The sequence below is a fragment of the Rhizobacter sp. LjRoot28 genome, assembly GCF_964253025.1.
In the GTDB taxonomy this organism is placed as follows: domain Bacteria; phylum Pseudomonadota; class Gammaproteobacteria; order Burkholderiales; family Burkholderiaceae_C; genus Rhizobacter.
The window spans coordinates 4,735,879-4,759,515 of sequence record NZ_CAXUQC020000001.1 but is presented as its reverse complement, the minus strand read 5'-3'; the positions used below and the strand labels follow the sequence as shown (position 1 = coordinate 4,759,515).

Here is a 23,637-nt window from a genome sequence, read left to right as displayed (position 1 = left end):
CAGCATGCCAGCCAGCCAGCCAGCAAGCCGCCCGGGCTACCGTCCCCCTTTTGCGGGAGACCGCGCCGGGAATTCGCCCCGGCGGACGAGTAACTTTTCTGCTGGTGCAGAAAAGTCACCAAAAGAGCACCTGAACACCAGCTTCAGCTTATTCGGCCCTGCTGCTCCTTCTCTGCGGGACTCGCGCGGCGAGCGCCGAGGACGTGATGACGCCAGGACTTCTCGCCAGGCTCGGACTCGCGGGGTCTGCCTCCGTGAGCGCCCGATTCAATCGAGCCATTCGCGTCGTTCCGCGAAAGGCGGAACATCCTGCTGAGGGACGGCGCGCGCCTGCACGCGCCGGGATCTTCAACAAGGTCCGCCAAGCCGCGCAACCAACCGGGGTCACGTCTCCCATTTCGCAACCAACCGGGGTCAAGTCTCCCATTTCGCGTCGCGCGGGGCATGCAGTGGGATCAGGTCCTTCACGGCCAGGATTCACGCCACTGATCCTTCCGCTCAGGTCTGCGTTCTTGCATCTGGCGCAAGCCGCTTCGCTTCGTCCTGCATGGCCTTCTGGCGGCGCTCCTGGGCCAGCCACTGTCGACGCAATGCAGCAACGGACGTTGGGGCGGCGGACGTCAGGAAGTCGAGGCTTTCGATCCGGTCGATGCGGAACACACGGAAATCACTGCGCAGTTCGCACCAGGCCATGAGGGCCTGCACGCCGGCCACGTAGCCGACCATGAACGGCCACACCACGCGCTCGCTTCGGGTGCCCGCTTCATCGATGTAGCGCACGGCCAGCTTGCGGCCGCTGCGGCTCCATTCACGCAGCCGGCCCACGACCAGGCCGATACCCTCGGCTCGAATGCCCGGCGGCACGCCGATCACCGGATCGTCAATGGCCACCCGCAAATGGGGGGGCACGACGGCGGCGATCTTGGCCAGGACGTCTGCGGCCGCCTTGGCCAGGCCGGCATCACCATGGGCGGCCACCCACTGCGCGCCGAGCACCATGGCCTCCAACTCATCGGTGGTGAGCATCAGGGGCGGCAGGTCGAAACCACGCTCCAGTTCGTAGCCGATGCCGGCCTCGCTGCGGATCGGAACCCGCTGGGCCATCATGGCGCCGAGGTCACGGTAGACGGTACGCCGACTGGTTTCGAGCGTGTCCGCGATGGCCTGTGCGGTGAGGGGCCCCTTTGCACGGCGAAGGACCTGCAGGATCTCGAATAGGCGTTCGGCGCGGCGCATGGCGGGATTGTTGGAGGGGCGTAGCGGCCCTGATTCAGGGCACGGCGACAAGGATCACGCTGGACAGAAGACTGCCAATGAGGAACATCGGCGCGCTGACGAGCGAGTATAGGAACGGCCGCGGGAACAGCGGGTTGATCGCGATGTTGACGGTCATCGGCACCAGGTAGCCCAGGCCGACCAGCAGCCCGAGCGTCAGGGCGCCGACGATGTCCACGATGCCGAGGGCCTTCACCAGCACGGCGGTGGTGGCGATGTTGGCGGCACTGCAAAAGAACGGCCCGGCGAGGAATCGCAGACGAGGCTTGGCAGGCGGTCCGCCAGCCAAGCCCAGTGCCGCGGCATATGGACGGGCAAAGAGGACGGCGAACCACACGCCTCCGAGGAAGAAGTGGGCGACGCTTGCGGCCAGGAGGGCCAGGCCGTCGAGCTGGAAGAGGGCTTCGGTCATGTGGATATGTGAAACGAGAAGGAAGAACCGTGAGGCGCGGCGCCCCCGACAGCAGCGTGGCGCGGCCTGTCGTCGGCGTGGCCACTGTATGAACAGGCTGTGGCCACCGTGCTGGCCACAGCCTCGCCGCTGGCGTCGGCAGCGCGCCACATCGGCCTGGCATGTGACGAAAGGCCGACTTTTCAGGTCTCGGCCTCCCCTCACCTCGCTGCGCGCCATCGCCGCGCCGCCTCTCCACAGCCGTTGGTGCGTGACACGGTGCACACCCGCTTCACCAGCGCGTCGCTTGCGGCGCGATAGCATCCGACCCCAAAAGCCGCGCACGGGTGCGACGGCCAGGGAGCCAGAACAATGACCGGGGTTGACCACGCTGCAGAGAGAGAGTCCGGGAGCGAGCCACGTCCGGAACCACCGGCGTCCGATCTGCCGCCGGCAGACCGCCCACCGCGAGGCGACTCCGGCGGTCTGCGCCTACGTCCGTGGTTTCGGCAAGCGGCCCGGGCGCTGAGCTTTCGACCTGTTCGACCGGACCACCTCCGCGGTGGTCCGGCCATGCTCGTCGTCCTGACCATCGCCTTCTTCGCGACCGCGCTGGGGGCCCAGCGCGCCTACATCGACGGCCCGGCGCAGTTCTACTGGACCGGTGTGCTCCAAGGCTGGGCGGGCGTCGCCATCGCCGCCTGGCTGTGCTGGACGGTCGCCCGGTCAAGCGCGGGCGGCCGCGGGGTCGCAGACGAGGTCATCGTGCCCATGGATGCCGGCACGCTGATGACCGTGTTGACGGCCGCATCGCTCATCGTCGGCGTCGCCTTCAGCGGCTTGAACCTGCTGGTGCAGCGCGTGGTCGGGCCGATCGACGAATGGCCCGTGGCGCTGAGCTGGGTCCTGTGGCTGCTCCCGATGGGCTGGCTGGGCCTTGCGAACCTGCGACTGCTGTGGCGCCAAGCGGGCTCGCACGCGGTGCGGGCGCTCTGCGTGCTGATCGTGCCCCTGCCCCTGCTCGTCGGCAGCTGGCTCCAGCCCATCGTGTTCTGGTGGCCCGAGCCGCCGGAAGACACGAGCGAGGTACGGCACCTGCGACTCACCGACGACGTGCTGGCCGCGCAGGCCCGCTTCACGGCCGGGGCGCCAGCCCCGCTGAGCCCGCCGGTGCCGGGGCGCGTGAACCTGTACGCCATCACCTATGCGCCTCACGCCACGGAAGATGTGTTCATGCGCGAGAGCGCCGTGGTCGCCAAGACCCTGGCCGACCGGTTCGACGCCGGCGAGCGCACGGTGCAGCTGGTCGTCCATCCCGACACGGCCACCTCGTTCCCGTGGGCCACGCCTGGCAACCTGCGCAACACGCTCGCGCAGATGGCCCGCGTGATGGACCGCGAGCGGGACGTGCTGTTCATTCACCTGACCTCGCACGGTGGGCAGGACGGCAAGCTCGCCGTCAGTGCCTGGCCCCTGTCGCTGGAGCCGGTCACACCGGGCGACCTGAAGCAGTGGCTGGACGAGGCGGGCATCAAGTGGCGGGTGATCTCGGTGTCGGCCTGCTATTCCGGCAGCTGGATCGAACCGCTCGCCGACGACAACACTCTGGTGATGACGGCCGCCGATGCGGACCACACGTCCTACGGCTGCGGCCGGCGCTCGACGCTCACCTTCTTCGGGCGCGCCATGTACGAAGAAGGAATGCGCGCGACCTGGTCGTTCAAGGACGCGCATGCCGAGGCGCGCAACGTCATCGAAGTGAGAGAACAGGAGGCCGGCAAGACCGACGGCTATTCGAATCCGCAGATCAGCGAAGGGCGTGCGATCGCGCCCGTGTTGGAGCGGCTCGAGCAGGAGCGGCGTGCCGCCCAGGCGGCGGGACACCGCGTCGAGCCTGCACGCGAGGGAGCCACCTCGAAGGACTGAATCCGTGTCTCGCGGCCGGCAACGTGCCCGGGCACTTCCAAAGCCGATCGGCCGTGTTCAGGCAGACCATCCAGGCGCATACTCGCCCACGGGCACCGCGCTTCGTCGGCGCCCGCTTCGCGCAAGCGCCGAGTTCCTGGCCCGCAGTCGAAGGACCTCTCCGTTGTGCCGCCACGACCGTGTTCACACGAGGAGAGCCCCATGCGCACCCTTTCGCTCCCTGCCATCGCGCTGTCGAGCCTGATGTTGGCCGGCGTCCCGGACGCCTCGGCCGAGCGGGTCACGATGACCTACCGGAATCTCGAGTTCCAGGGCGCCGGCTACCTGACCAGCGACCCGCCACCGGCCGGCTTCACGCAGGCGCTGATGGGCTCGGGCCCGTCATGGGCTCAGTTCGTCTATGACGATGCGAGGCTGGGCGCATTCGGCCCGATCACCGACGTGCCGCTCGGCTTTCGGTTCGATACCTTGCACTCGGTCACCCTGTCCCTCGGCGGGAATGTGTTCGAGACGCGGTTCACGACCAACTCGCTCGGCTCGTTCACCACCTACCGGTATCCCAACAGTCTCAGTTGGTGGAACGCGGGCGGGTTGGTCGCCTCAGGCCCCACGATCCTCGGCCTCAGGCCGTACATCGTCGACGTGTCCGGCAGCTATGCCGACGCGCCGGATGTCTTTCCGTCGGCCGCCGCGCTCAGCGGCCCGGGATGGCAGGCCGGGTTGTCGTTCTACACGCCGCTCGGCAATGTGGTCAACGTGTCCTTCGGGCCCGGCACCTCGGTCGTCTCGCCCGTCCCCGAGCCGGCGACGATGCTGCTGCTGGGCGCCGGGCTTGCCGTGGTGGCGGGCGGCGTGCGTTGGCGAAGAGACGGCCGTCAGCCGCGCAGCCCCGAAGCGACTGGAACGCCGAGGCGCGCCAGGTCATCGAAGTGAGAGCGCAAGAGGCCGGCAAAGCGGCCTGCTCATGAGCGCACGACACCGGCAGGCAGGCCGGTCGGACGGGCTGACCCGACCGACCCCTCGCCGAGGACGGGCCGCCTCGCTCGCGAGGCAGCCCCTCGGCTCAGCCGGCGTACGGGCCGGTCGGAGCCCGGATCAACGGCGGCGGCGACGCGCCCCGAAGGCAGCAAGCCCCGCGCCCATCAGGGCCAGGGACCAGGTCGCGGGTTCCGGCACCGGCGCCGCAATGGGGCCGTCGGTGATGGTCGCCCATGCGTACGTCATCAGCGTGCCATGCTGCCCGTCGACCACGTCGATGATGAGGGAGAGCGTGCCACCCCGGCTGCCGTCGGCGAAGGTCGGCCCCAGGCGAAGTTCATCCAGTGCGTACTGGACGTCCTGGCCGTTCACGCTCAGGGTCGCTTGCGCGCTTCCCGATGTCGTACCGAACCCGGAACCGCCCACCCGGTAGTCGACTTCGAACGTGTGTCGCCCCGCGCCGGAGAAGATGAGGTGCTGCTGCATGAAGGCCTCTGCGCCAGTGCCGCCGGTGCCGTCCGGCCGGATGCCCGTGGCCTCGGCGAAGAGCCGGTCGGGGCCCGCCGTCGCGAACTGGTGTTCATCCCCGACGTCCCTCGTTGCCGTCACGGTCGCCGCCGGATCGAGCGTGTACTGCCTGCATCCGTCGACGTACGGCTCGGAGCAGACGTCCGCGCTGCGGTTCCACCACGTCGTGCTCCACCCGGCCACGATGCCGTCGGCGGGATCGGTGTCGAGCACGGTGTGTCGGAAGCTCGCGCGGTCGATCTCGGCAAACAGCGTCGGCGCGGCCCATGCTGGCGCGACGAAGGCCGCAGCGAGGGTCGCGGCGGCAATGGCTTTCTTGTAGATCATGTTTCTCCCTTGGTTGCATCGAGCGCGTAGATTCGCGCCCGCGGGAGTCTTGCACCCGGGCGATGAAACAGTGAGGGAAAACCGGAAGGGGCTCACGCGAACCCCATGAACGCGGGGGCCTCGGCCAGCGTTCCGGGCCGTTCTCAAGGGCAATGAGCCAGATTACGCCACTCGATTCGGTCGGTGGAGAGCCCTTCCGCTCGCCACGCCGTCGGTGAGCTCACGGCCCGAGGTGCGCTGGGAACCGTCGCGTGACGCCGGCTCGCTGTCGAGCCGAGCGCCGCAGGTCAGAGAAACCGCCCAAGCCAGATCGATGCGATGAACGCGCCCCCGAGCGTGAGCAGCCAGGCCTGCACGGGCGGCCGCTCGGTGCGCGGGCGGCTCTCCACGTGGCGGTGGCTCATGAAGAGGGCGATGGAAGCACCGCCGCAGAGCACGAAGACGAGCGACAGCACCATGCCGGCGATGGAGCCGTCGTGGTGGGCGGAAATGCCCATCACCATCTGTCCCATGAGCAGGCCGGCAGCGGAGCAGGACAGCGTGTCGTTGGACACCAGGGGCAGGATGGACTTGGCAGGCGACTTGTTCATGGGGGTCTCGCGTTGAAGCCATCAATTTAGCCCGGTGCGCCGCCGCGCAGTGCCCGGAAAACGTGCAGTTCCTGGCGTCATTTCCGGGTTTCGGCCCCGCTCGCCGGAATCGGCGGGCGCCTGCGGCGGCGAAAGCCCTGCCTGCCTGCGGGCACGCCGCGCTGGCTATCCTTGCCCGTGATGACGACGACGGACGATCTGGTGGTCGCGCGCCCCGAGGGCCTGTACTGCCCGCCGGGGGATTTCTACATCGACCCCTGGCGGCCCGTCTCCCACGCGCTGATCACGCACGCCCACGGGGACCACGCCCGCTCCGGCCATGAGCACTACCTGGCCGCGGCCGCCGGAGAACACGTGCTGCGCGCCCGCGTGGGCGACGTGCACCTCGACACCCTGCCCTACGGCGAGCGCCTCAGTCACCGTGGCGTGACGGTGTCATTCCACCCCGCCGGCCATGTGCTGGGCTCGGCGCAGATCCGGTTGGAACACGACGGCCGGGTGTGGGTCGTCTCCGGCGACTACAAGACCGGGCCGGACCTGACATGCCCGCCCTTCGAGCCGGTGCACTGCGACACCTTCATCACCGAGTCGACCTTCGGGCTGCCGGTGTTCCGCTGGGCACCCCAAACCGAGGTGTTCGCCGGCATCAACGACTGGTGGCGAGCCAATGCGGCGGCCGGCCGCGCCTCGGTGCTGTACGCCTATGCGTTCGGCAAGGCCCAGCGGATCCTGGCCGGGATCGACCCCGCCATCGGCCCCATCGTGACCCATGGTGCGATGACCTCGCTGAACGCGGCCTACCGCGCCAGCGGCGTCGCGCTGCCGCCCACGCAGCTGGTCTCGGAGACGGACCCGGCGGACCTGAAGCGCGCCCTCGTCATCGCCCCACCGTCCGCCCAGGGCAGCCCCTGGCTCAAGCGCTTCGGCGAGTTCAGCGACGCCTTCGCCTCCGGCTGGATGCAGCTGCGCGGCACCCGCCGGCGGCGCGGGCTCGACCGCGGGTTCGTGCTGTCCGATCACGCGGACTGGCCCGGCCTGCTGGAAGCGATTGCCTCCACCGGCGCGCCGCGCGTGATCGTGACGCATGGCTATGTGGACCCCCTCGTGCGCTACCTCGCCGAGCAAGGCTACGAGGCGGGCGCCTTCAAGACGGAGTACGGCGACGAGGCGGACGAGGCCCCCGGCAGCACGGAGGCCTCCGACGCACCGCCTGCGCCGGCGATGCCGGCCGTGCCGGAGGGCGACGCATGAAGGCCTTCGCGCGGCTCTTCGCTGAACTCGACGCCACCACGTCCACGCGCGCCAAGACCGAGGCACTGGTCGGCTACTTCAAGAGCGCGCCGGCGGCCGACGCGGCCTGGGCGCTGTACATGCTCGCGGGCGGCAAGCCCCGCCAGACCGTGCCCACGGCGCTGCTCCGTTCAACGGCCCGCGAGATGGCCGGCATTCCGGAGTGGCTGTTCGACGAGAGCTACAACATCGTGGGCGACCTGGCCGAAACCGTGGCCCTCGTGCTGCCGCCGCCCGGTGGGGCGGTGGAGGTGCCGCTGCACGTGTGGATGCAGGAGCGCCTGATCGCCCTGCGCGGCCAGACGCCCGAGGCCACCGCCCACGCCTTGCGCACGTACTGGAACGAGCTCGACACGGCCGGCCGCTTCATCCTGACCAAGCTCATCGGCGGCGGCTTCCGGGTCGGCGTGGCGCGCAACCTGGTGGTGCGGGCGCTCGCGCAGTCCGCGGGGCTCGACGCCAAGGTCCTGGCCCAGCGCATGATGGGCTACACCGACAAGCAGCACACCCCAAGCGCCGCCGCCTTCACCGCGCTGCTCGACCCTGACCATGTGGCCACGGCCAGCGGCCAGCCCTACCCCTTCTTCCTGGCGCATCCCCTCCAGGCGCCGGTCGAGTCGCTCGGAAACCGGGCCGACTGGCTGGTCGAGTGGAAGTGGGACGGCATCCGTGCGCAACTGATTCGCCGCGGCGGTGAGTCGTGGCTCTGGTCGCGCGGGGAGGACCTGTTGAACGGCCGGTTCCCCGAGTTGGATGCGGCCCACGGTCAGCTGCCCGACCACACCGTCATCGATGGCGAGATCGTCGTCTGGCGCGAAGGCCGGGTGATGCCCTTCGCCCAGTTGCAGCAGCGCATCGGGCGCAAGAACGTCACGAAGAAGATCCTCGGCGAGGCGCCCGTGGCCCTGCTCGCCTACGACCTGCTCGAGCACGAAGGCCAAGACCTGCGCGCGCGGCCGATGCACGAGCGGCGCGCCCTGCTGGAGCAGGTGATCGGGCGACGTGAAGGCTCGCCGCTGCGGGTGTCGCCGCTGGTCGACGCGCCCGACTGGGCGTCTCTTGCCGCGCTGCGCGACGAGTCACGCGCGCGCGGCGTGGAGGGCTTCATGCTCAAGCAGCGGGACGGCCACTACGGCACCGGCCGCACCAAGGACGTGGGCCTGTGGTGGAAGTGGAAGATCGACCCGTACACCATCGATGCGGTGCTGATCTACGCGCAAGGCGGCCACGGCCGCCGCGCCAATCTCTACACCGACTACACCTTCGCCGTATGGGACGGCGTGGCGGGCGACGCCGAGAACCCGCGCCGCCTCGTGCCCTTCGCCAAGGCCTACTCCGGCCTCACGGACGAAGAGATGCGCCAGGTGGACCAGCGCATCCGCCAGACCACCACCGAGAAGTTCGGCCCGGTGCGCAGCGTGACGCCGACCTTGGTGGTCGAACTCGGCTTCGAGGGCATCCAGGCGTCGCCCCGCCACAAATCGGGCATTGCGGTGCGCTTCCCCCGCATGCTGCGCCTGCGCTGGGACAAGCCGGTGGACGAGGCCGATACGCTGGAGACCCTGCGCGCGCTGATCGCGCCGGCGCCCGCCCCATGACGCCCCTGCAGGCGGTGCAGGCCTGGCTGGCCGAGCGCGGCTGGGAACCCTTCGCCTTTCAGCGCCGTGTCTGGCAACACCTGAAGGCCGGGCGCAGCGGCCTGCTGCATGCCACCACCGGGGCCGGCAAGACCTATGCGGTGTGGCTCGGGGCCCTGGCCGCGCTCGGCGGCCGGGCACCTGCCCGGGGCGCCCCGCCGCTCACCGTGCTGTGGCTCACGCCCATGCGCGCCCTGGCCTCGGACACGCTCGCCTCCTTGCAGGCCGCGGCCACCGACCTCGCGCCCCACTGGACGCTCGACATGCGCACGGGCGACACCGGCAGTGCCGCGCGGGCCCGGCAGGCGCGGCGCCTGCCCACCGCGCTCGTCACCACACCCGAAAGCCTGAGCCTGCTGCTGACCCAGGAGGACGCGCGCCAGCAGTTGGCAAGCGTCGCCCTGGTCGTGGTGGACGAATGGCATGAGCTGATCGGCAACAAGCGCGGCGTGCAGGTGCAGCTGGCGCTCGCCCGACTGAAGCGGTGGAACCCGGCGCTGCGGGTGTGGGGGCTGTCGGCCACGCTCGGCAACCTGGCCGAAGCGCGTGACGTGCTGACCGGCGAGGACGGCGTCATCGTGCAGGGCCAGGTGCCCAAGCCCCTGCTGATCGACACCCTGGTCCCCGCCGAGGTGCAGCGCTTTCCCTGGGCCGGCCACCTGGGCCTCAGCATGCTGCCGGCCGTCATTGCCGAGATCGAGTCCAGCCGCAGCCTGCTCGCCTTCACCAACACCCGCTCGCAGGCGGAACTCTGGTACCAGGCCATCATCGAGGCGCGTCCCGATTGGGCGGGCATCGTGGCGCTGCACCACGGCTCTCTCGACCGTGCGGTGCGCGAATGGGTCGAGGCCGGCCTCAAGGGCGGCACCTTGAAGGCCGTGGTGGCCACCTCCAGCCTCGACCTGGGCGTGGACTTCTCGCCGGTCGAGCGGGTGTTGCAGATTGGCTCGGCCAAAGGCGTGGCGCGGCTGATGCAGCGCGCCGGCCGCTCGGGCCACTCGCCGGGGCGGGCCTCGCGGGTGACGCTCGTACCGACGCACAGCATCGAGCTGCTGGAAGCGGCCGCGGCCCGCCGCGCCGTGCACGCAGGCCAGGTGGAGCCGCGCCACAGCCCCGACAAGCCGTTCGACGTGCTGGTGCAGCACGTGGTGACCGTCGCACTCGGCGGAGGCTTCGAGGCCGATGCGCTGTACGAGGAGGTGCGCAGCACCGCGGCGTACCGCACGCTCGGGGCCGAGGAATGGCAATGGGTGCTGGACTTCGCCGGCCGGGGCGGCCCCTCGCTCGCCGCCTACCCCGACTACCGGCGCATCGTGGCCGCGGACGACGGCCTGCACCGGGTGAGCGACCCCCAGCTGGCGCGGCGCCACCGGATGTCGATCGGCACCATCGTCAGCGACGCCAACCTGCGCGTGTCGTTCCTGCGCGGCCCGGTGCTGGGGACGATCGAGGAGGGCTTCATCGCGCGGCTGAAGGCGGGCGAGTGCTTTCTCTTCGGCGGCCGGCTGCTGGAACTGGTGCGGGTGCATGACATGACGGCCTGGGTGAAGGCCGCGCGGGGCCGCCGACCGGCGGTGCCACGCTGGAACGGCGGCAAGATGCCGATGTCGTCCGAACTGGCCGCCGCCATGCTGGCCGAGATGGCCGACGCCCGCCCCCTGCTGGAGCCCGGGCGCCGCCGCAGCGCCTCGCCGGAGATCACCGCGCTGTTGCCGCTGCTCTCGGTGCAGCAACGCGGGTCGGCATTGCCCCAGCCCGACACCGTGCTGGTCGAGCATTTGCGCTCGCGCGAAGGCCATCACCTCTACATCTATCCCTTCGCCGGACGGCAGGTGCACTTGGCGCTCGCCACCCTGTGGGCCTACCGATTCGCCCGCATCGCGCCACGCCAGTTCTCGGTGTCCTTCAACGACTACGGCATGGAGCTGCTGAGCGACGAACCGGTCGATGCCCACCTGCTGCCTTCGCTGCTCGGCACCGAGAACCTGTTGCCGGACGTGCTGGCGAGCATCAACGCCGCGGAGCTCTCGCTGCGCCGCTTCCGCGAGATCGCCCGCGTGTCGGGCCTGGTGTTTCCCGGCTTCCCCGGCGCGGGCAAGAGCGCGCGGCAGATCCAGGCCTCCAGCAGCCTCTTCTACGAGGTGTTCCGCAAATACGACCCCGAGAACCTGCTGCTCGGCCAGGCCGAGCGCGAGGTGCTGCGCCAGGAGTACGAGATCGACCGCCTTGCAACGACGCTCGAAGCGCTGCAGCAGCGCCGCTGGGACATCCACGAGGTCGAGCGCTTCAGCCCCTTTGCCGTGCCCCTGCTGGTGGAGCGCTTCCGCGAGCGCCTCGGCAGCCGTGAACTGCAGGAGCGGCTGCAACGCCTGCTCACCGAACTCAATGCCGCTGCCGAACGACCCTGATCACCGGCTGGCCCTGCCGCCGCTGCAGCTCGTGCTGATGCCCGAGCGGGCGGTGTTCGAGCCGGTGAGCCGCACCCTCTACGTGGCCGACCTGCACCTCGGCAAGGCCGCCGTGTTCCGCGCGCGCGGCCTGCCCGTGCCGCAGGGCACGAGTGCCGGCACGCTGCTGAGGTTGTCCCGCGCCATCGACCGCAGCGGCGCGCAACGCCTGGTGGTGCTGGGAGATTTCCTGCACGCCCGGGAAAGCCAGTCACAAGGCACCCTGGAGGCGCTCGGCGCCTGGCGGGCCGCCCATCCGGACCTGCCGTGCTTCGTCGTCGAAGGCAACCACGACCGCCATGCGGGACGGGTCGCGGCCCACTGGGGCTTCGAGCAACTCAACGGTGACTACGTCGACGGCGCCCTGCGCGGCGTGCATGACCCGGCCGGTGCATCCGTCGCGACCCACTGGACCCTCGCCGGCCACGTGCACCCGGTGGTGCGCCTCGGCAGCCGGCACGACACCCTGCGTTTGCCCTGCTTCTGGCTTCACAAGCGGGTGCTCACCCTGCCCTCGTTCGGCGAGTTCACTGGCGGCTACCTGATCCGGCCGGCGCCGGGGGACGCGCTTTTTGCGGTTGGCGAGCAGGTGTTGCCCTTGCCGGTGCGCTGAGCCCGAGGGGCCAGCCTCGTCGAGCGTCGGTGCGCCACCCCATGCAGGCCTGCCGATCCGCCCACCTGAGCCGCCCCCTCAGTCAGGGGGCGGGCCGGCAATTCCCGGGCACCGCTTGATCTATGTCGCGTGCGGGTCGTCGCAACGTCCGTACCCTCAACGGGTTTCTTTCTCCGTCCGACGCCATGCACACCCTGCGGGCCACAGTCGTGGTCTTTCTCTCCCTGATCTCTGCGAGCTGCTCCCGAGCCCCAGACGCGACCGCACCGAAGGGCGCCACGGCTCAACACGGGCCTGCACAGGTCTCGACGGACGCGCTTGCGCAGTTCGGGGCGCTCGAAGCGCAGGCCCTCGCCGGCGACGAGGCCGCGCAGCGCAAGGTAGCTCACTGGTTGAGCGGCGGCAACAGCGGTCGGCCTCCGACCAATGCGGTGGTGGGGTGCGCCTGGCGACTCGTCATCATCGACCGCGCGACCCCGGCGCCGACGCCCGAAGACCTCGCGCACAAGGAGCGCTACTGCGACCAACGCCTGGCCCCCGCCCAGCTCGAGGCAGCCGCTGCCCAGGCGAGGGCCCTGAGGCGAGGCATGCAGGGTGGTGAGACGGTCGCCCGACGGTAGCCGACCGATCGCGCTGAAGCACGCGTGAGACGTGCCCCGGTCGCGACTTGAAATGCACTACCGCGCCAGCGGCGAGCTTGCGGGCCAAGGCGCCGAGTCGGCCAGCCTGAGGACGAGGTCCCGCGTACCGGTTTGTCGGTATGCTCTCGGCCACAAGTCGAACACTCACAACCATCAGGGAGGGAATTCATGTCGCTCGTCCGCTTCGTTGCCGCACTCGGCATCGCATGGGCCGGTCTGCCGGCCGTCGCCGCCACACCTCAAGCCCGCGCATTCGTCGACCTCGCATCGTTCTCATACACCGTCGAGGACACGTCGCTCGACGACGGGTTCGACGCCGCTTTCTCGTTGGGCGAGCCCTACTTCTTCGCGACCGCCTGCATCGGCCCGGGCGAAGCGGCCATCTGCCAGCAGCCGGGTACGCCCGCCGTGGGCGAGTACGGCATCGTCGACCCCATCACGTTGACCCACACCGTCCCGGGGGCGGCCGGCACTGCCACCATCGCGCCCTCCGGTCTCTGGTCCGAGCTGTCGGCGACCGGCGGCACGGGACCGAAGGGGGTCAACGCCAGCTACAGCGGCGGCGGCACGGGCACCGGCTCGGGTCGCGTGACGTTCTCGGTGGACTACCGCGTGGAGGCCGGCGGCCTCGATGGCCTCAGCTGGCGCGAGACGCTCGCATGGACCGGCATCATCCTGTTCCCTGGCGTGAGCCAGCAGCAGGTCGAAGCGCTGGCCGTTGGCCCCGCCCTCGGCAGCGAGGTGAAGACAGGACGCCTGAGCATCTCCTACGATTTCACGGACGGCCAGTACCTCGGCGTCTTCATGCAGGCGCACACGCACCAGATCGGCTTGGCCGCCCCCGTGCCGGAGCCGGCCACCTGGGCCATGCTGCTCACCGGCGCCGTCGCCCTCGGCGCGCACACCCGACGCCGACGCGCATGACAGCGTGACAGCGTTCTGCCGCCGGGCGCCCAGTCCGGTGGCAGGGCTGAAGCGCAGTCCGAGTTGCGAGTTGAACGAACGAGCGCTCCCATGTGAGTGGCGATCGTCGAATCGCCATTCACAGGGGATCTGCCTTCGTCGGTACATCAAGGACTGGCGATCCGGCCGCTGCGGCCGCCGAACATCACGTCGCCTTCCCAACTGCGCTTCGAAAGAACGCGGGCCGGCAAACCTGCGACCTGACCCCGCGCCTTCCATTCACTTCGACAGCAGCGCGTCGTAGCGCCTCACCGCGTTCAAACCGGCATCGCTGTCGGTCATCAACTCGAGAATGCCCGTCTGCACCGAGCACTCCGGATCGAGGTTCTGGGCGGTGTCCCGTGCAGGGTCGTATGCAGATTCAGCCGCGAACTGCCGCCGGGCGTGCTCGTAATGGGGGGATCGGCGAAGCCGTGAGATCAACCCCGGATGACGAGCGGTGAACCGTGACAGCGCCCGCTCGTGCGCGGCCGCCGTTTCCGGAAAAGCATGCGGGCACCGGGACCGGGACCCGTCCACCAACGCGTAGAGGCTCGCGACCGCTTCGGCGGCCGTCTGCGCCCCACCGCGGCCATCGGCAGCATGCGCCGACGCCCCTGTCCACAGAAGGATGACGCCGATGACAAACGCCTGAACTGCAGTTCCAGTCGGGAACTTCGCGAACGGTCGCGCGTGGGACAAAATGATGGCAGGGGAGTGCATGGCCGATGGTAGCGCTGGCGGCTACCGCTGTGATGAGCTGCATCTTCCCGCAGGCGCATGCCCAACGCGCGGCCTGCCAGGGCAGGGTAGTTCCCGGTTCGCGGTGAACCTCCAGACGCGGCTACGCGTGATCGAGACAGCGTGCCACTCGAGGGGCACGCCGGTGATGAGGCTGCGCATGGACACGTCCGCTGCCAACGTCGGCTCAGTGATAGTCGGCCTCGTGTTGATGCCTCACTGCCAACACGACCACCAATGCCGGCGTTGCGATTTCGTACTTCACGACATATCCGGAGGTGCCGAAGGGGACGATCAACTCGCGACGCAACCCACTGCGCACGCCAGCAACCTTGCGAAAGAGAAAGGGCGTCGAAGCCAACGACGCCAGCGCCGCGTCAAGGGCCTGCAGCGCACGGTCTGCGACTTCAAGATCCTCGATGTACTCCGCGCGCTGAAGCAAGTGATCGTAGAGCCGCAGAAGATCCGCCTTCGCTTCGGGCTCGACGACGACCGTGAAGGTCATGCCGAAGCGGGTCGCTGCTTGCCGCGCAATTCGTGGCGCCGGGCTTCGAGCCGCGCGCGCATCTCAGCCACCACATCCTGGGCCGGCACGGCAGCGCCCGTCTGCTGGAATCGCGCCCAAGCCGCGTCCGCGCGCGCTTCGAATTCCATTTGCATCCGACGGTGCGCCACGGCCTGACGCACGGTGGCCTCCAGGAAATCGGACAGTGTCTCGCCTTCGCGCAACACGCCTTCGAGATCGGCGCGAAGCTGGGGCTCTACGCGGACTTGCGGAAGGATGGCGGACTTCATCGGGCGATTGTGTTGCAAACGTGTTGCACGGTCAAGCGCGTCGGCACGGCCCGGTCCAGTGACCTGCGAAGCTGGGGTCATGCGAAGCTGGGGTCAGGTCCCTCTTCTTGCATTGCTGAGTTCGAATTTGCAACGTGGCCGACCTCGTATCTTCCTCATGCCGATTCAGTAAGCTCGCAAGGCGAAGTTGAAGCGGAGCATGCGGGGTGGCGAGACGGTTGCTCGACGATAGGGGACCGATCGACCCGAGGCTCGGTGCAATTCGGCCCGATTCAGCTTGCCTGTGCACGGGGCGAACGTCTTCGAGTGGAAAGGACGGGCGCCAATCCCATGGCCTGACCGGCGAACCGTTCCATCAGCCGTCACGATGGAGAGGCAGGTTTCCAGCGTCCACGATCCTGTGCCCCATCAGGCGCCGAAACACTTTGTATCGAGGCGATGCCAACGACGGATGCATGCTCTGGGTCTGGCACCGCGCCGATGGCTGCTTGAAGATTCGAATAGGCATCGAGTGATAAACATGACACGCAAACGTTTGATGATGTTCACGCTGCTCAGTACGACCGTCGCGTCGCTAACGGCCTGCGGGGGCGGTACGGGTTCGTCGGAAGACGCCGGCGTGGCGCCCGCTCCACCCGCAGGGTTGCCGGGTTCGCCTGCGCCGTCACCTTCCACCACCACGGCCTGCGACACCGCGAGCGGCCGCGTGCTCCTGGTCGGGCCGGGCAAGCCGTATGCGGTCCCCAGCGCGGCGGCTGCGGTGGCGCAGTCGGGCGATGTGGTCAAGATCACCGCCGGTGACTATCACGGCGACGTCGCCACCTGGTCAGTGAGCAACCTCACCATCTGCGGCGTCGGCGGAAGGGCGCGCTTGTTTGCCGACGGGCGCAACGCTCAGGGCAAAGGCCTGTGGGTGATCGGAGGCGGCAACGTCACTGTCGACAGCGTCGAGTTCCACGGCACAAAGGTCGCCGACCAGAATGGTGCGGGCATCCGCGCCGAGAACACCGGCAGCCTGCTCATCCGCAACAGCGGGTTCTATGACAATGAAAACGGCATTCTCGGCCCCAACGGAAGCGGCACCCTCACCATCGATCGGTCGGAATTCGCGCGCAACGGATTCGGCACTGGCTACACGCACAACATCTACGTGGGCAACGCCGCCAAGCTGACGGTCACTTCGAGCTACTTTCACGAAGCCAAGGTGGGCCACAGCCTGAAGAGCCGTGCCCGGGAAAGCGTCATCGAGAACAGCTATTTCATGGACGGTCCGACGGGAACCAGCAGCTACCTCGCCGATTTTCCAAACGGCGGCAAGGTCTATCTGCGCGGCAACCTGTTCCACAAAGGGCCGAACGCCCGAAACTCCACTGCCATCTCGTTCGGAGCCGAGGGCCTCACTGCAAGCGTCAACACGCTGGAGATGGTGCACAACACCCTGGTATCCACCCGCTCGGGCGGCAACTTCCTCAGCGCGCCCGCCGGCACCCAATCACTGAAGCTCACGGCCAACATCCTGGCTGGCACGGGCGGCACAGGCCTGATCACGGGCGGCTTCGCCAGCGGCAACATCGCGCAGGCGGGCAACGTGAGCACGTCTGCGACCCACCTGCCCGGTGCGAGCAACATCAGCGCGCCGAACTTCTGGCCCAACGCCACGTTGCAGGCGCAGATCGGGTTGGCCACGGCGCCTGACCCGACGTATGCCAACGACGCGCCTGTGCCGTTTACGCTGCGCGCCATCGCAGGAAGCGGCCGAGTCAGTGGCGCCGTGCAGTCCGCGCCCTGAGGCTCATCCGAACGGGCGTTCGATCAGGCACCTGTCTGCAGTTGCGCGTGACCGGCAGTGCGACCTGGTCTCGCGCAGTTCCACCCGCCAGTCGCCGTCGCTGCTCGCCAACTTGCCGCCTTCGAGGCCGAACGTCAATGTCCTGCGCCGACGAAGTCTGAGACGCCCGCCAGGGTGACGCAGGCCCAGGGTGTCGCTGCGAAAGTCTGAGACTGCGACTCTGGGTACGCGTCCGGTCCGGGCCTTGACCGTCAGCTCCAGGCTGAGGCTGTGTGAAAACCCGCTCACGGCCCAAGCGGCAGGGTACTAGAGTCGAGACCCAGGTCAAGCCTGGGAGGCGACATGCCGCGATTCGTGGAAGGTCTGGATCGACATCAAGTCACGTTGCTGCCTGAATGCCTCGATGACTTTGTGGCCGAGGACAATCCGGTCCGGGTGATCGAGGCCTTCATCGATGAACTGGACTTGGCCGCACTCGGCTTCGACGGAACGCGGGCTGCCGCGACGGGGCGACCCGGCTATCACCCGTCGGTTCTGATGAAGATCTATCTCTACGGCTACATCAACCGCATTCAAAGCAGTCGCCGGTTGGAACGCGAGACCCAGCGGAACATCGAACTGATGTGGCTGACCGGCCGCCTGGCGCCGGACTTCAAGACCCTCGCGGACTTCCGACGCGACAACGGGCCCGGCATCCGCAACACCTGCCGCCGGTTCATCGAACTCTGCCGGCAGCTCAAGCTGTTTACGCAGGCGGTTGTCGCTGTCGACGGCAGCAAGTTCAAGGCGGTCAACTCGCGGGACCAGAACTTCACGGTCACGAAGATCCAAAGGCGGCGGGAGCAGCTTGAACAGCACATCGAGCGTTACCTCAGTGCGTTGGACACCGCCGATCGCGTCCAGGAGCCGGAGCTGGTGGCCAAGACGAAGCGCCTGAACGACAAGATCAAGTACCTGCGCCAGCAGATGCGTGAGCTCGACGCCATGGAGGTGCAAGTGAAGGCCCAGCCGGACGCGCAAATCTCAAAGACGGATCCCGATGCTCGCGCGATGAGCACCCACAGCAAAGTGACTGGCGTTGTCGGCTACAACGTGCAGGCCGCGGTCGATGCCGAGCATCACCTGATCGTCGCGCACGAGGTGACCAACGTTGGCAACGATCGAACGCAACTGCATCCGATGGCCAAAGCGGCCAAGCAGGCGATGGGGCTCGAAGCCGTCGAGGCCCTTGGTGATCGCGGCTACTTCAACAGCGTGCAGATCAAGGCGTGCGACGACGACGGAATCGCCGCCACGGTGCCCAAGCCGATGACGTCCAATGCGAAGGCCGAGGGGCGATTCCACAAGGGGGACTTCATCTACATCGCCAGTGACGACGAATACGTGTGCCCCGCTGGACAGCGTGCAACGTATCGCTTCACGCGGGACGAAGATGGCCTGAACATCCGCCGCTACTGGAGCAGCGCCTGCGCGGGCTGCCCGATCAAGGCGCAGTGCACGCCCAGCCCATACCGACGAATCAGTCGATGGGAACACGAACACGTGGTTGAAGCGGCGCAGCGCCGAATTGACCGGAACCCAATGGCGATGCGGGTGCGAAGGCAGACGGTCGAGCACGTCTTCGGCACGCTCAAGCACTGGATGGGCTCCACGCACTTCCTGACGCGCACGCTGCGCAACGTCGGCACCGAGATGAACCTGCACGTGCTGGCCTACAACTTCAAGCGAGTGCTCAGCATCCTCGGAATCTCGAAGCTGATGCAGGGGCTGCGCGAAGCCTCTGCATGAGGTTTTTAGAGGCTCTCTGCGCCTCCACCAGAGCTCACTGGTCCTCAGCGTTCACACGAGACCTTCAATCCGCGGGAGCGACATCACCGGCCATCGAAACGGCGCTCCGACAGTCCGCAAGCCATTGCCGAGGGGATCCGCGGAGTTTTCACACGGCCTCGGCTGAAACCAGACATTGCTTGCCGCGAAAGCCTCGACGTCAGACGGCTGGTCCACCCGGGGAGCGCCGTCGCGTATGCTCAAATACCGCGTCGATCGATATCAGCGCCTCGCGGCGTCCTTGCAGCAATGTTCTCGTACTTTAAGCGCAAGCTGAGGTCTGATGAATTGCCGAATCTGCTGTTCATGTTCAACATGCACGTAGGGCGCGGAACGAACACGGACATGCCAGCGAACCTAGCGGGGGCGTATGTTTGCGTCTACGCCGCAGGGCCGAACTATGAGGCGGCCTTGTCAGAGGCGGTCGCCCGGGCGGCCGCGCTCGGATACAGGTTCATCGACCTCACGGACGGAAAGGCTCATCAGCTTGATCCACACAGATGGACCTCATATTTGCAGGACGCCTGGCCAGAGTTCGAAGCACATTTTCCAACTCAGGATGAGCTACTTCAGGACCTGCCTTCGAGGCGCGTCTTCTTCGGCCCTTTTGTCGGCTACGAGGCTAACGGCGCATAGGTCCCGATAGGCGCCTGGTTGTGGCCCGCTTCAGGCTGAGGCTGTGTGAAAACCCGCTCACGGCCCAAGCGGCAGGGTACTAGAGTCGAGACCCAGGTCAAGCCTGGGAGGCGACATGCCGCGATTCGTGGAAGGTCTGGATCGACATCAAGTCACGTTGCTGCCTGAATGCCTCGATGACTTTGTGGCCGAGGACAATCCGGTCCGGGTGATCGAGGCCTTCATCGATGAACTGGACTTGGCCGCACTCGGCTTCGACGGAACGCGGGCTGCCGCGACGGGGCGACCCGGCTATCACCCGTCGGTTCTGCTGAAGATCTACCTCTACGGCTACATCAACCGCATTCAGAGCAGTCGCCGGTTGGAACGCGAGGCCCAGCGGAACATCGAACTGATGTGGCTGACCGGCCGCCTGGCGCCGGACTTCAAGACCATCGCGGACTTCCGACGCGACAACGGGCCCGGCATCCGCAACACCTGCCGCCGGTTCATCGAACTCTGCCGGCAGCTCAAGCTGTTTACGCAGGCGGTTGTCGCTGTCGACGGCAGCAAGTTCAAGGCGGTCAACTCGCGGGACCAGAACTTCACGGTCACGAAGATCCAAAGGCGGCGGGAGCAGCTTGAACAGCACATCGAGCGTTACCTCAGTGCGTTGGACACCGCCGATCGCGTCCAGGAGCCGGAGCTGGTGGCCAAGACGAAGCGCCTGAACGACAAGATCAAGTACCTGCGCCAGCAGATGCGTGAGCTCGACGCCATGGAGGTGCAAGTGAAGGCCCAGCCGGACGCGCAAATCTCAAAGACGGATCCCGATGCTCGCGCGATGAGCACCCACAGCAAAGTGACTGGCGTTGTCGGCTACAACGTGCAGGCCGCGGTCGATGCCGAGCATCACCTGATCGTCGCGCACGAGGTGACCAACGTTGGCAACGATCGAACGCAACTGCATCCGATGGCCAAAGCGGCCAAGCAGGCGATGGGGCTCGAAGCCGTCGAGGCCCTTGGTGATCGCGGCTACTTCAACAGCGTGCAGATCAAGGCGTGCGACGACGACGGAATCGCCGCCACGGTGCCCAAGCCGATGACGTCCAATGCGAAGGCCGAGGGGCGATTCCACAAGGGGGACTTCATCTACATCGCCAGTGACGACGAATACGTGTGCCCCGCTGGACAGCGTGCAACGTATCGCTTCACGCGGGACGAAGATGGCCTGAACATCCGCCGCTACTGGAGCAGCGCCTGCGCGGGCTGCCCGATCAAGGCGCAGTGCACGCCCAGCCCATACCGACGAATCAGTCGATGGGAACACGAACACGTGGTTGAAGCGGCGCAGCGCCGAATTGACCGGAACCCAATGGCGATGCGGGTGCGAAGGCAGACGGTCGAGCACGTCTTCGGCACGCTCAAGCACTGGATGGGCTCCACGCACTTCCTGACGCGCACGCTGCGCAACGTCGGCACCGAGATGAACCTGCACGTGCTGGCCTACAACTTCAAGCGAGTGCTCAGCATCCTCGGAATCTCGAAGCTGATGCAGGGGCTGCGCGAAGCCTCTGCATGAGGTTTTTAGAGGCTCTCTGCGCCTCCACCAGAGCTCACTGGTCCTCAGCGTTCACACGAGACCTTCAATCCGCGGGAGCGACATCACCGGCCATCGAAACGGCGCTCCGACAGTCCGCAAGCCATTGCCGAGGGGATCCGCGGAGTTTTCACACGGCCTCGGCTGCGAGCGGTCACGACGTTGGACGCATCGATAGGTCCTCCAGCGTCCTTCGCGTGTGCGCAATCAAGTCCGCCAGCTCAGCCGGGTTCACAGGCATCGACCTTACGCAGGGTTCGCCGTGCAGCTTCCACGTCAGATGCAGCTTTCCCGATGATGGTACGAGAAAGCACAGCACATCATCGGTTGTCGGTCCCCAATTCAGCCAGCGAAGCGCTTCTTGCAACTCGGGCGCCCCATCGCTGGCAAGGAGAGCAAACGCGCCCGGGATTGAATGCTCAGACAGTTCTCCTTCGTGCCGAAGGAATGTCGAGGGACGTCGAAGTTGCGTCTCGCTCGCCCGGAGCCCCGGGAGGAAGGCGGGCAGGTATGGGAGGGCGTCAACCGGGGTGAGACACTGACCGCCCGCCCATATCTCGACCGCAATCCACCCTTCAGGGTGGTGTTCGTCGATCACGAAGCCGACAGCCTCTTTCGAGCCCACGATCCTCATCGGTCCCCCTGTCTGTCGACATGCATGTTGAGCGGTCAAGTCCAATTCAGGCTGAGAGCGGTCGGCCGCAGAGCCCGGGCCGACTTACCGGAGGTCTGAGAAATCGGCTGCGGCGATCTCCAACGCACCGGACTCATGCCGCCATAAGAACACCTCCTGTCGAAAGGCTTCGCCTTCCCGGATGAGAACCAGCTGATCTCCTGCGCCGTTCCCGGCAATGGCCAAGGCGTCGACCGGAAACCGCGGCCAGGTGCGGAGCCGCGCCGTCTCTAGCAGCACATGGTTGGCGGTCCGCGCCAGCCGCTTGCGGTCCGATGTGTCCGCTATCGGGTACTGCTCCCAGTCGTCCCCACAGGCTTCCACTTCGCCGCCATTTTTACGAAGCATGGCGCCCCGATAGGACTCGGGGAGACGAGCTTCGATGGCAAGCTCAGCGGCCAGAAGAAAGCTCTCGTCAAGGTTGAAAGGCATGAGGTGAGCGTAGCGGATCTTCCACTATCGCTGCATCGCGACCGGCCGCTTCAGGCTGAAAGCGGGCGTTCCCCAAGCCGGTCAGCGCAGCCGACAAGATGATTTCTAATGCGCGGTGCAACACGTTCGGGATGGGAATTGCAGAACGTGTGATTGCCGTCCGGAACGACATGCAAAGCTGCGCGGGGCAGAACTTCGGTCAACCACTCCCCAACTGGTACCGGACTTATCTCATCGCAGCCGCCCCATAGCAGCAGCACAGGCATCGTCATCGAGCTCAACAACGGCGTCAGGTCCTCGTCGTACGCTGCGAACAAGTGCAGGGGGTCAGTCGGGTCGAGGCTGCTACGGTGCGGCCGCCAATCGCGTGCGCCATGCCGCTTCATATCCACACCCCCGGACAACGCCGCCAGCACCAAGTGGGTGACAAGGTGTCGCCTCCTCATTGCGGCAAGTATCGCTACGACGGCGCCCATCGACTGAGCAACCAACGCTGTAGGTTCTACGATCCGACCGCTGACTGCCGCAGCAAGTTCTGGCAACGACGAGACATCCGGATCAAATGGCGTCGGCCCGAACCCAGGCCAACCCACATGGGCCGTTCGCGTCCCCGCAATATTCAGCTGCGCTGCTACGGGCTTCCAAAACGCGGTGTTTCCCGAGGCACCAGGCAAGAATAGGATTTGCTGAAATGTTGCCATGTAGTAACCGTCCGCCAGACGCGCCTTAGGAGACCCCCGTTGTGCAGGGCGGTCGCTTCAGGCTGAAAGCGGCGGACTCTGAATGAAAATACCCCAGACATTGGCCGATAGCTCGCCGCATGCGAACAGCACTGCAGGGGCGCCCTCCAGGTGATAGACCCGCATGGTGTGACGCTGGCTGGGGTGGGCAGGATGAGCCAGAACAACTGGCAAGGCCTCGGTCGGGACCCACGTCGCCCCCCAGACATTGCGTCCGCCCACGTCCACGCGCGTGCCTTCCGCGACCACTGCCAGCACCTGCCAACCGGGAGTGATCTCATCCATCCAGTTCTTTCGAGAGGAGTTTCCTGCGAGCAAGTCTACTGTCCGCTTCCGCTGCACAACGGCGGCAGCTCAAGGCTGAAAGCGGAAGTTCAGTGTTCTGCGGAATGGCGTTTGGTGACGCCCGGCTCTGTTTCACTTAGGACGGACAGGCACCAGGCTTCGGTTCGAACGAACCACTCCCGAACTTGCGGATAGAACCCGGCACGCATGATGGGCGAATGACTATTCACATCATCGGCCCAGCCGCCCGAGAACACTTCAAACACGATTGATTGCGGCACCTTGGCTGCCGCCGCCGTGAGATGCGGGAGATCTCTCTCGTCCAGGACTCGGTACCCAACGACGTTCGTGAACTCGACTCTGAAGGACATCTTTGGATCGGCCAGACCAACTTCGACTGTCAACGCGGCTCCAGCAAAGGTGAGCGTGTGCACGTGTGCCCAGCGGCTCGCCGATGCTGGTCCCCAGGGAAGTAAGTCGATCATTCGTTGAGGCAAGTCGGTGGCGCGGATTCGGCAGGCTCAATCTGGTTGAGGCACGCAGCGGACACCAAGC

Annotated in this window: 22 protein-coding genes; 11 read left to right on the top strand and 11 right to left on the bottom strand. The window is 67.0% G+C overall.

What is annotated here, in order from left to right; genetic code table 11:
• Positions 1-498: 498 nt before the first annotated feature.
• A complete protein-coding gene (locus ACSQ2F_RS21790; RefSeq protein ID WP_436026331.1) occupies positions 499-1,236 on the bottom strand; it encodes a helix-turn-helix transcriptional regulator in 738 nt (245 codons plus the stop codon).
• A gap of 34 nt (positions 1,237-1,270) precedes the next feature.
• The gene (locus ACSQ2F_RS21785) at positions 1,271-1,687 is read right to left on the bottom strand and encodes a DUF1761 domain-containing protein (protein WP_436026330.1); all 417 of its coding nucleotides are present in this window, start codon (positions 1,685-1,687) and stop codon (positions 1,271-1,273) included.
• A 552-nt stretch (positions 1,688-2,239) separates the two neighbouring features.
• Between ACSQ2F_RS21785 and ACSQ2F_RS21780 the strand changes: the two genes are divergently transcribed.
• Positions 2,240-3,592 carry a C13 family peptidase gene (locus tag ACSQ2F_RS21780; protein WP_436026329.1) on the top strand — a complete coding sequence of 451 codons (1,353 nt, stop codon included), beginning with the start codon at positions 2,240-2,242 and terminating at the stop codon, positions 3,590-3,592.
• Positions 3,593-3,793: 201 nt separating this feature from the next.
• Positions 3,794-4,525, top strand: coding sequence for a PEP-CTERM sorting domain-containing protein (locus tag ACSQ2F_RS21775; protein ID WP_436026328.1), 732 nt, complete (start codon positions 3,794-3,796; stop codon positions 4,523-4,525).
• Positions 4,526-4,687: 162 nt separating this feature from the next.
• Here the strand turns inward: ACSQ2F_RS21775 and ACSQ2F_RS21770 are convergent, their stop codons facing one another.
• A complete protein-coding gene (locus ACSQ2F_RS21770; protein ID WP_436026327.1) occupies positions 4,688-5,425 on the bottom strand; it encodes a PEP-CTERM sorting domain-containing protein in 738 nt (245 codons plus the stop codon).
• Positions 5,426-5,712: 287 nt separating this feature from the next.
• Positions 5,713-6,015: a hypothetical protein gene (locus tag ACSQ2F_RS21765; RefSeq protein ID WP_436026326.1), complete on the bottom strand. Its 303-nt coding sequence runs from the start codon at positions 6,013-6,015 to the stop codon at positions 5,713-5,715.
• Between the two features lie 180 nt (positions 6,016-6,195).
• Here ACSQ2F_RS21765 and ACSQ2F_RS21760 point away from each other — a divergent pair, with 180 nt between their 5' ends.
• The 6 genes from ACSQ2F_RS21760 (at position 6,196) to ACSQ2F_RS21735 (ending at position 13,567) form a co-directional block, all read left to right on the top strand.
• Complete coding sequence (locus ACSQ2F_RS21760) at positions 6,196-7,266, top strand: ligase-associated DNA damage response exonuclease (RefSeq protein ID WP_436026325.1); 1,071 nt, start codon at positions 6,196-6,198, stop codon at positions 7,264-7,266.
• Positions 7,263-8,903 carry an ATP-dependent DNA ligase gene (locus tag ACSQ2F_RS21755; RefSeq protein ID WP_436026324.1) on the top strand — a complete coding sequence of 547 codons (1,641 nt, stop codon included), beginning with the start codon at positions 7,263-7,265 and terminating at the stop codon, positions 8,901-8,903. The genes ACSQ2F_RS21760 and ACSQ2F_RS21755 overlap by 4 nt, the downstream gene beginning before the upstream one ends.
• Positions 8,900-11,350 carry a ligase-associated DNA damage response DEXH box helicase gene (locus tag ACSQ2F_RS21750; protein WP_436026323.1) on the top strand — a complete coding sequence of 817 codons (2,451 nt, stop codon included), beginning with the start codon at positions 8,900-8,902 and terminating at the stop codon, positions 11,348-11,350. Before ACSQ2F_RS21755 ends, ACSQ2F_RS21750 begins: the two co-directional genes overlap by 4 nt.
• A complete protein-coding gene (gene pdeM, locus ACSQ2F_RS21745; protein WP_436026322.1) occupies positions 11,328-12,002 on the top strand; it encodes a ligase-associated DNA damage response endonuclease PdeM in 675 nt (224 codons plus the stop codon). The genes ACSQ2F_RS21750 and pdeM overlap by 23 nt, the downstream gene beginning before the upstream one ends.
• A 185-nt stretch (positions 12,003-12,187) precedes the next feature.
• Complete coding sequence (locus ACSQ2F_RS21740; RefSeq protein WP_436026321.1) at positions 12,188-12,622, top strand: hypothetical protein; 435 nt, start codon at positions 12,188-12,190, stop codon at positions 12,620-12,622.
• 189 nt (positions 12,623-12,811) lie between these two features.
• Positions 12,812-13,567 carry a PEP-CTERM sorting domain-containing protein gene (locus ACSQ2F_RS21735; RefSeq protein WP_436026320.1) on the top strand — a complete coding sequence of 252 codons (756 nt, stop codon included), beginning with the start codon at positions 12,812-12,814 and terminating at the stop codon, positions 13,565-13,567.
• A gap of 258 nt (positions 13,568-13,825) precedes the next feature.
• Here the strand turns inward: ACSQ2F_RS21735 and ACSQ2F_RS21730 are convergent, their stop codons facing one another.
• From ACSQ2F_RS21730 to ACSQ2F_RS21720, 3 genes are all read right to left on the bottom strand, one after another.
• Positions 13,826-14,308, bottom strand: coding sequence for a hypothetical protein (locus ACSQ2F_RS21730; protein WP_436026319.1), 483 nt, complete (start codon positions 14,306-14,308; stop codon positions 13,826-13,828).
• Between the two features lie 205 nt (positions 14,309-14,513).
• A complete protein-coding gene (locus ACSQ2F_RS21725; RefSeq protein ID WP_436026318.1) occupies positions 14,514-14,831 on the bottom strand; it encodes a type II toxin-antitoxin system RelE/ParE family toxin in 318 nt (105 codons plus the stop codon).
• On the bottom strand, positions 14,828-15,121 hold the full coding sequence (locus tag ACSQ2F_RS21720) for a YlcI/YnfO family protein (RefSeq protein ID WP_436026317.1): 294 nt from the start codon (positions 15,119-15,121) through the stop codon (positions 14,828-14,830). The genes ACSQ2F_RS21725 and ACSQ2F_RS21720 overlap by 4 nt, the downstream gene beginning before the upstream one ends.
• A 538-nt stretch (positions 15,122-15,659) precedes the next feature.
• On the opposite strand from ACSQ2F_RS21720, the gene ACSQ2F_RS21715 reads away from it, so the two are divergent.
• From ACSQ2F_RS21715 to ACSQ2F_RS21705, 3 genes are all read left to right on the top strand, one after another.
• Positions 15,660-16,910 carry a right-handed parallel beta-helix repeat-containing protein gene (locus ACSQ2F_RS21715; RefSeq protein WP_436026316.1) on the top strand — a complete coding sequence of 417 codons (1,251 nt, stop codon included), beginning with the start codon at positions 15,660-15,662 and terminating at the stop codon, positions 16,908-16,910.
• A 342-nt stretch (positions 16,911-17,252) separates the two neighbouring features.
• Complete coding sequence (locus ACSQ2F_RS21710; protein WP_436026315.1) at positions 17,253-18,698, top strand: IS1182 family transposase; 1,446 nt, start codon at positions 17,253-17,255, stop codon at positions 18,696-18,698.
• A 790-nt stretch (positions 18,699-19,488) separates the two neighbouring features.
• Positions 19,489-20,934, top strand: a complete 1,446-nt coding sequence (locus tag ACSQ2F_RS21705; protein WP_436019861.1) for an IS1182 family transposase — start codon at positions 19,489-19,491, stop codon at positions 20,932-20,934.
• 736 nt (positions 20,935-21,670) lie between these two features.
• Here ACSQ2F_RS21705 and ACSQ2F_RS21700 read toward each other — a convergent pair.
• The 4 genes from ACSQ2F_RS21700 to ACSQ2F_RS21685 form a co-directional block, all read right to left on the bottom strand.
• The gene (locus ACSQ2F_RS21700; RefSeq protein WP_436026314.1) at positions 21,671-22,057 is read right to left on the bottom strand and encodes an SMI1/KNR4 family protein; all 387 of its coding nucleotides are present in this window, start codon (positions 22,055-22,057) and stop codon (positions 21,671-21,673) included.
• 50 nt (positions 22,058-22,107) lie between these two features.
• Complete coding sequence (locus tag ACSQ2F_RS21695; RefSeq protein WP_436026313.1) at positions 22,108-22,758, bottom strand: alpha/beta fold hydrolase; 651 nt, start codon at positions 22,756-22,758, stop codon at positions 22,108-22,110.
• A gap of 57 nt (positions 22,759-22,815) precedes the next feature.
• Complete coding sequence (locus tag ACSQ2F_RS21690) at positions 22,816-23,082, bottom strand: hypothetical protein (RefSeq protein WP_436026312.1); 267 nt, start codon at positions 23,080-23,082, stop codon at positions 22,816-22,818.
• Between the two features lie 89 nt (positions 23,083-23,171).
• Complete coding sequence (locus ACSQ2F_RS21685) at positions 23,172-23,567, bottom strand: hypothetical protein (protein ID WP_436026311.1); 396 nt, start codon at positions 23,565-23,567, stop codon at positions 23,172-23,174.
• Positions 23,568-23,637: the final 70 nt, after the last annotated feature.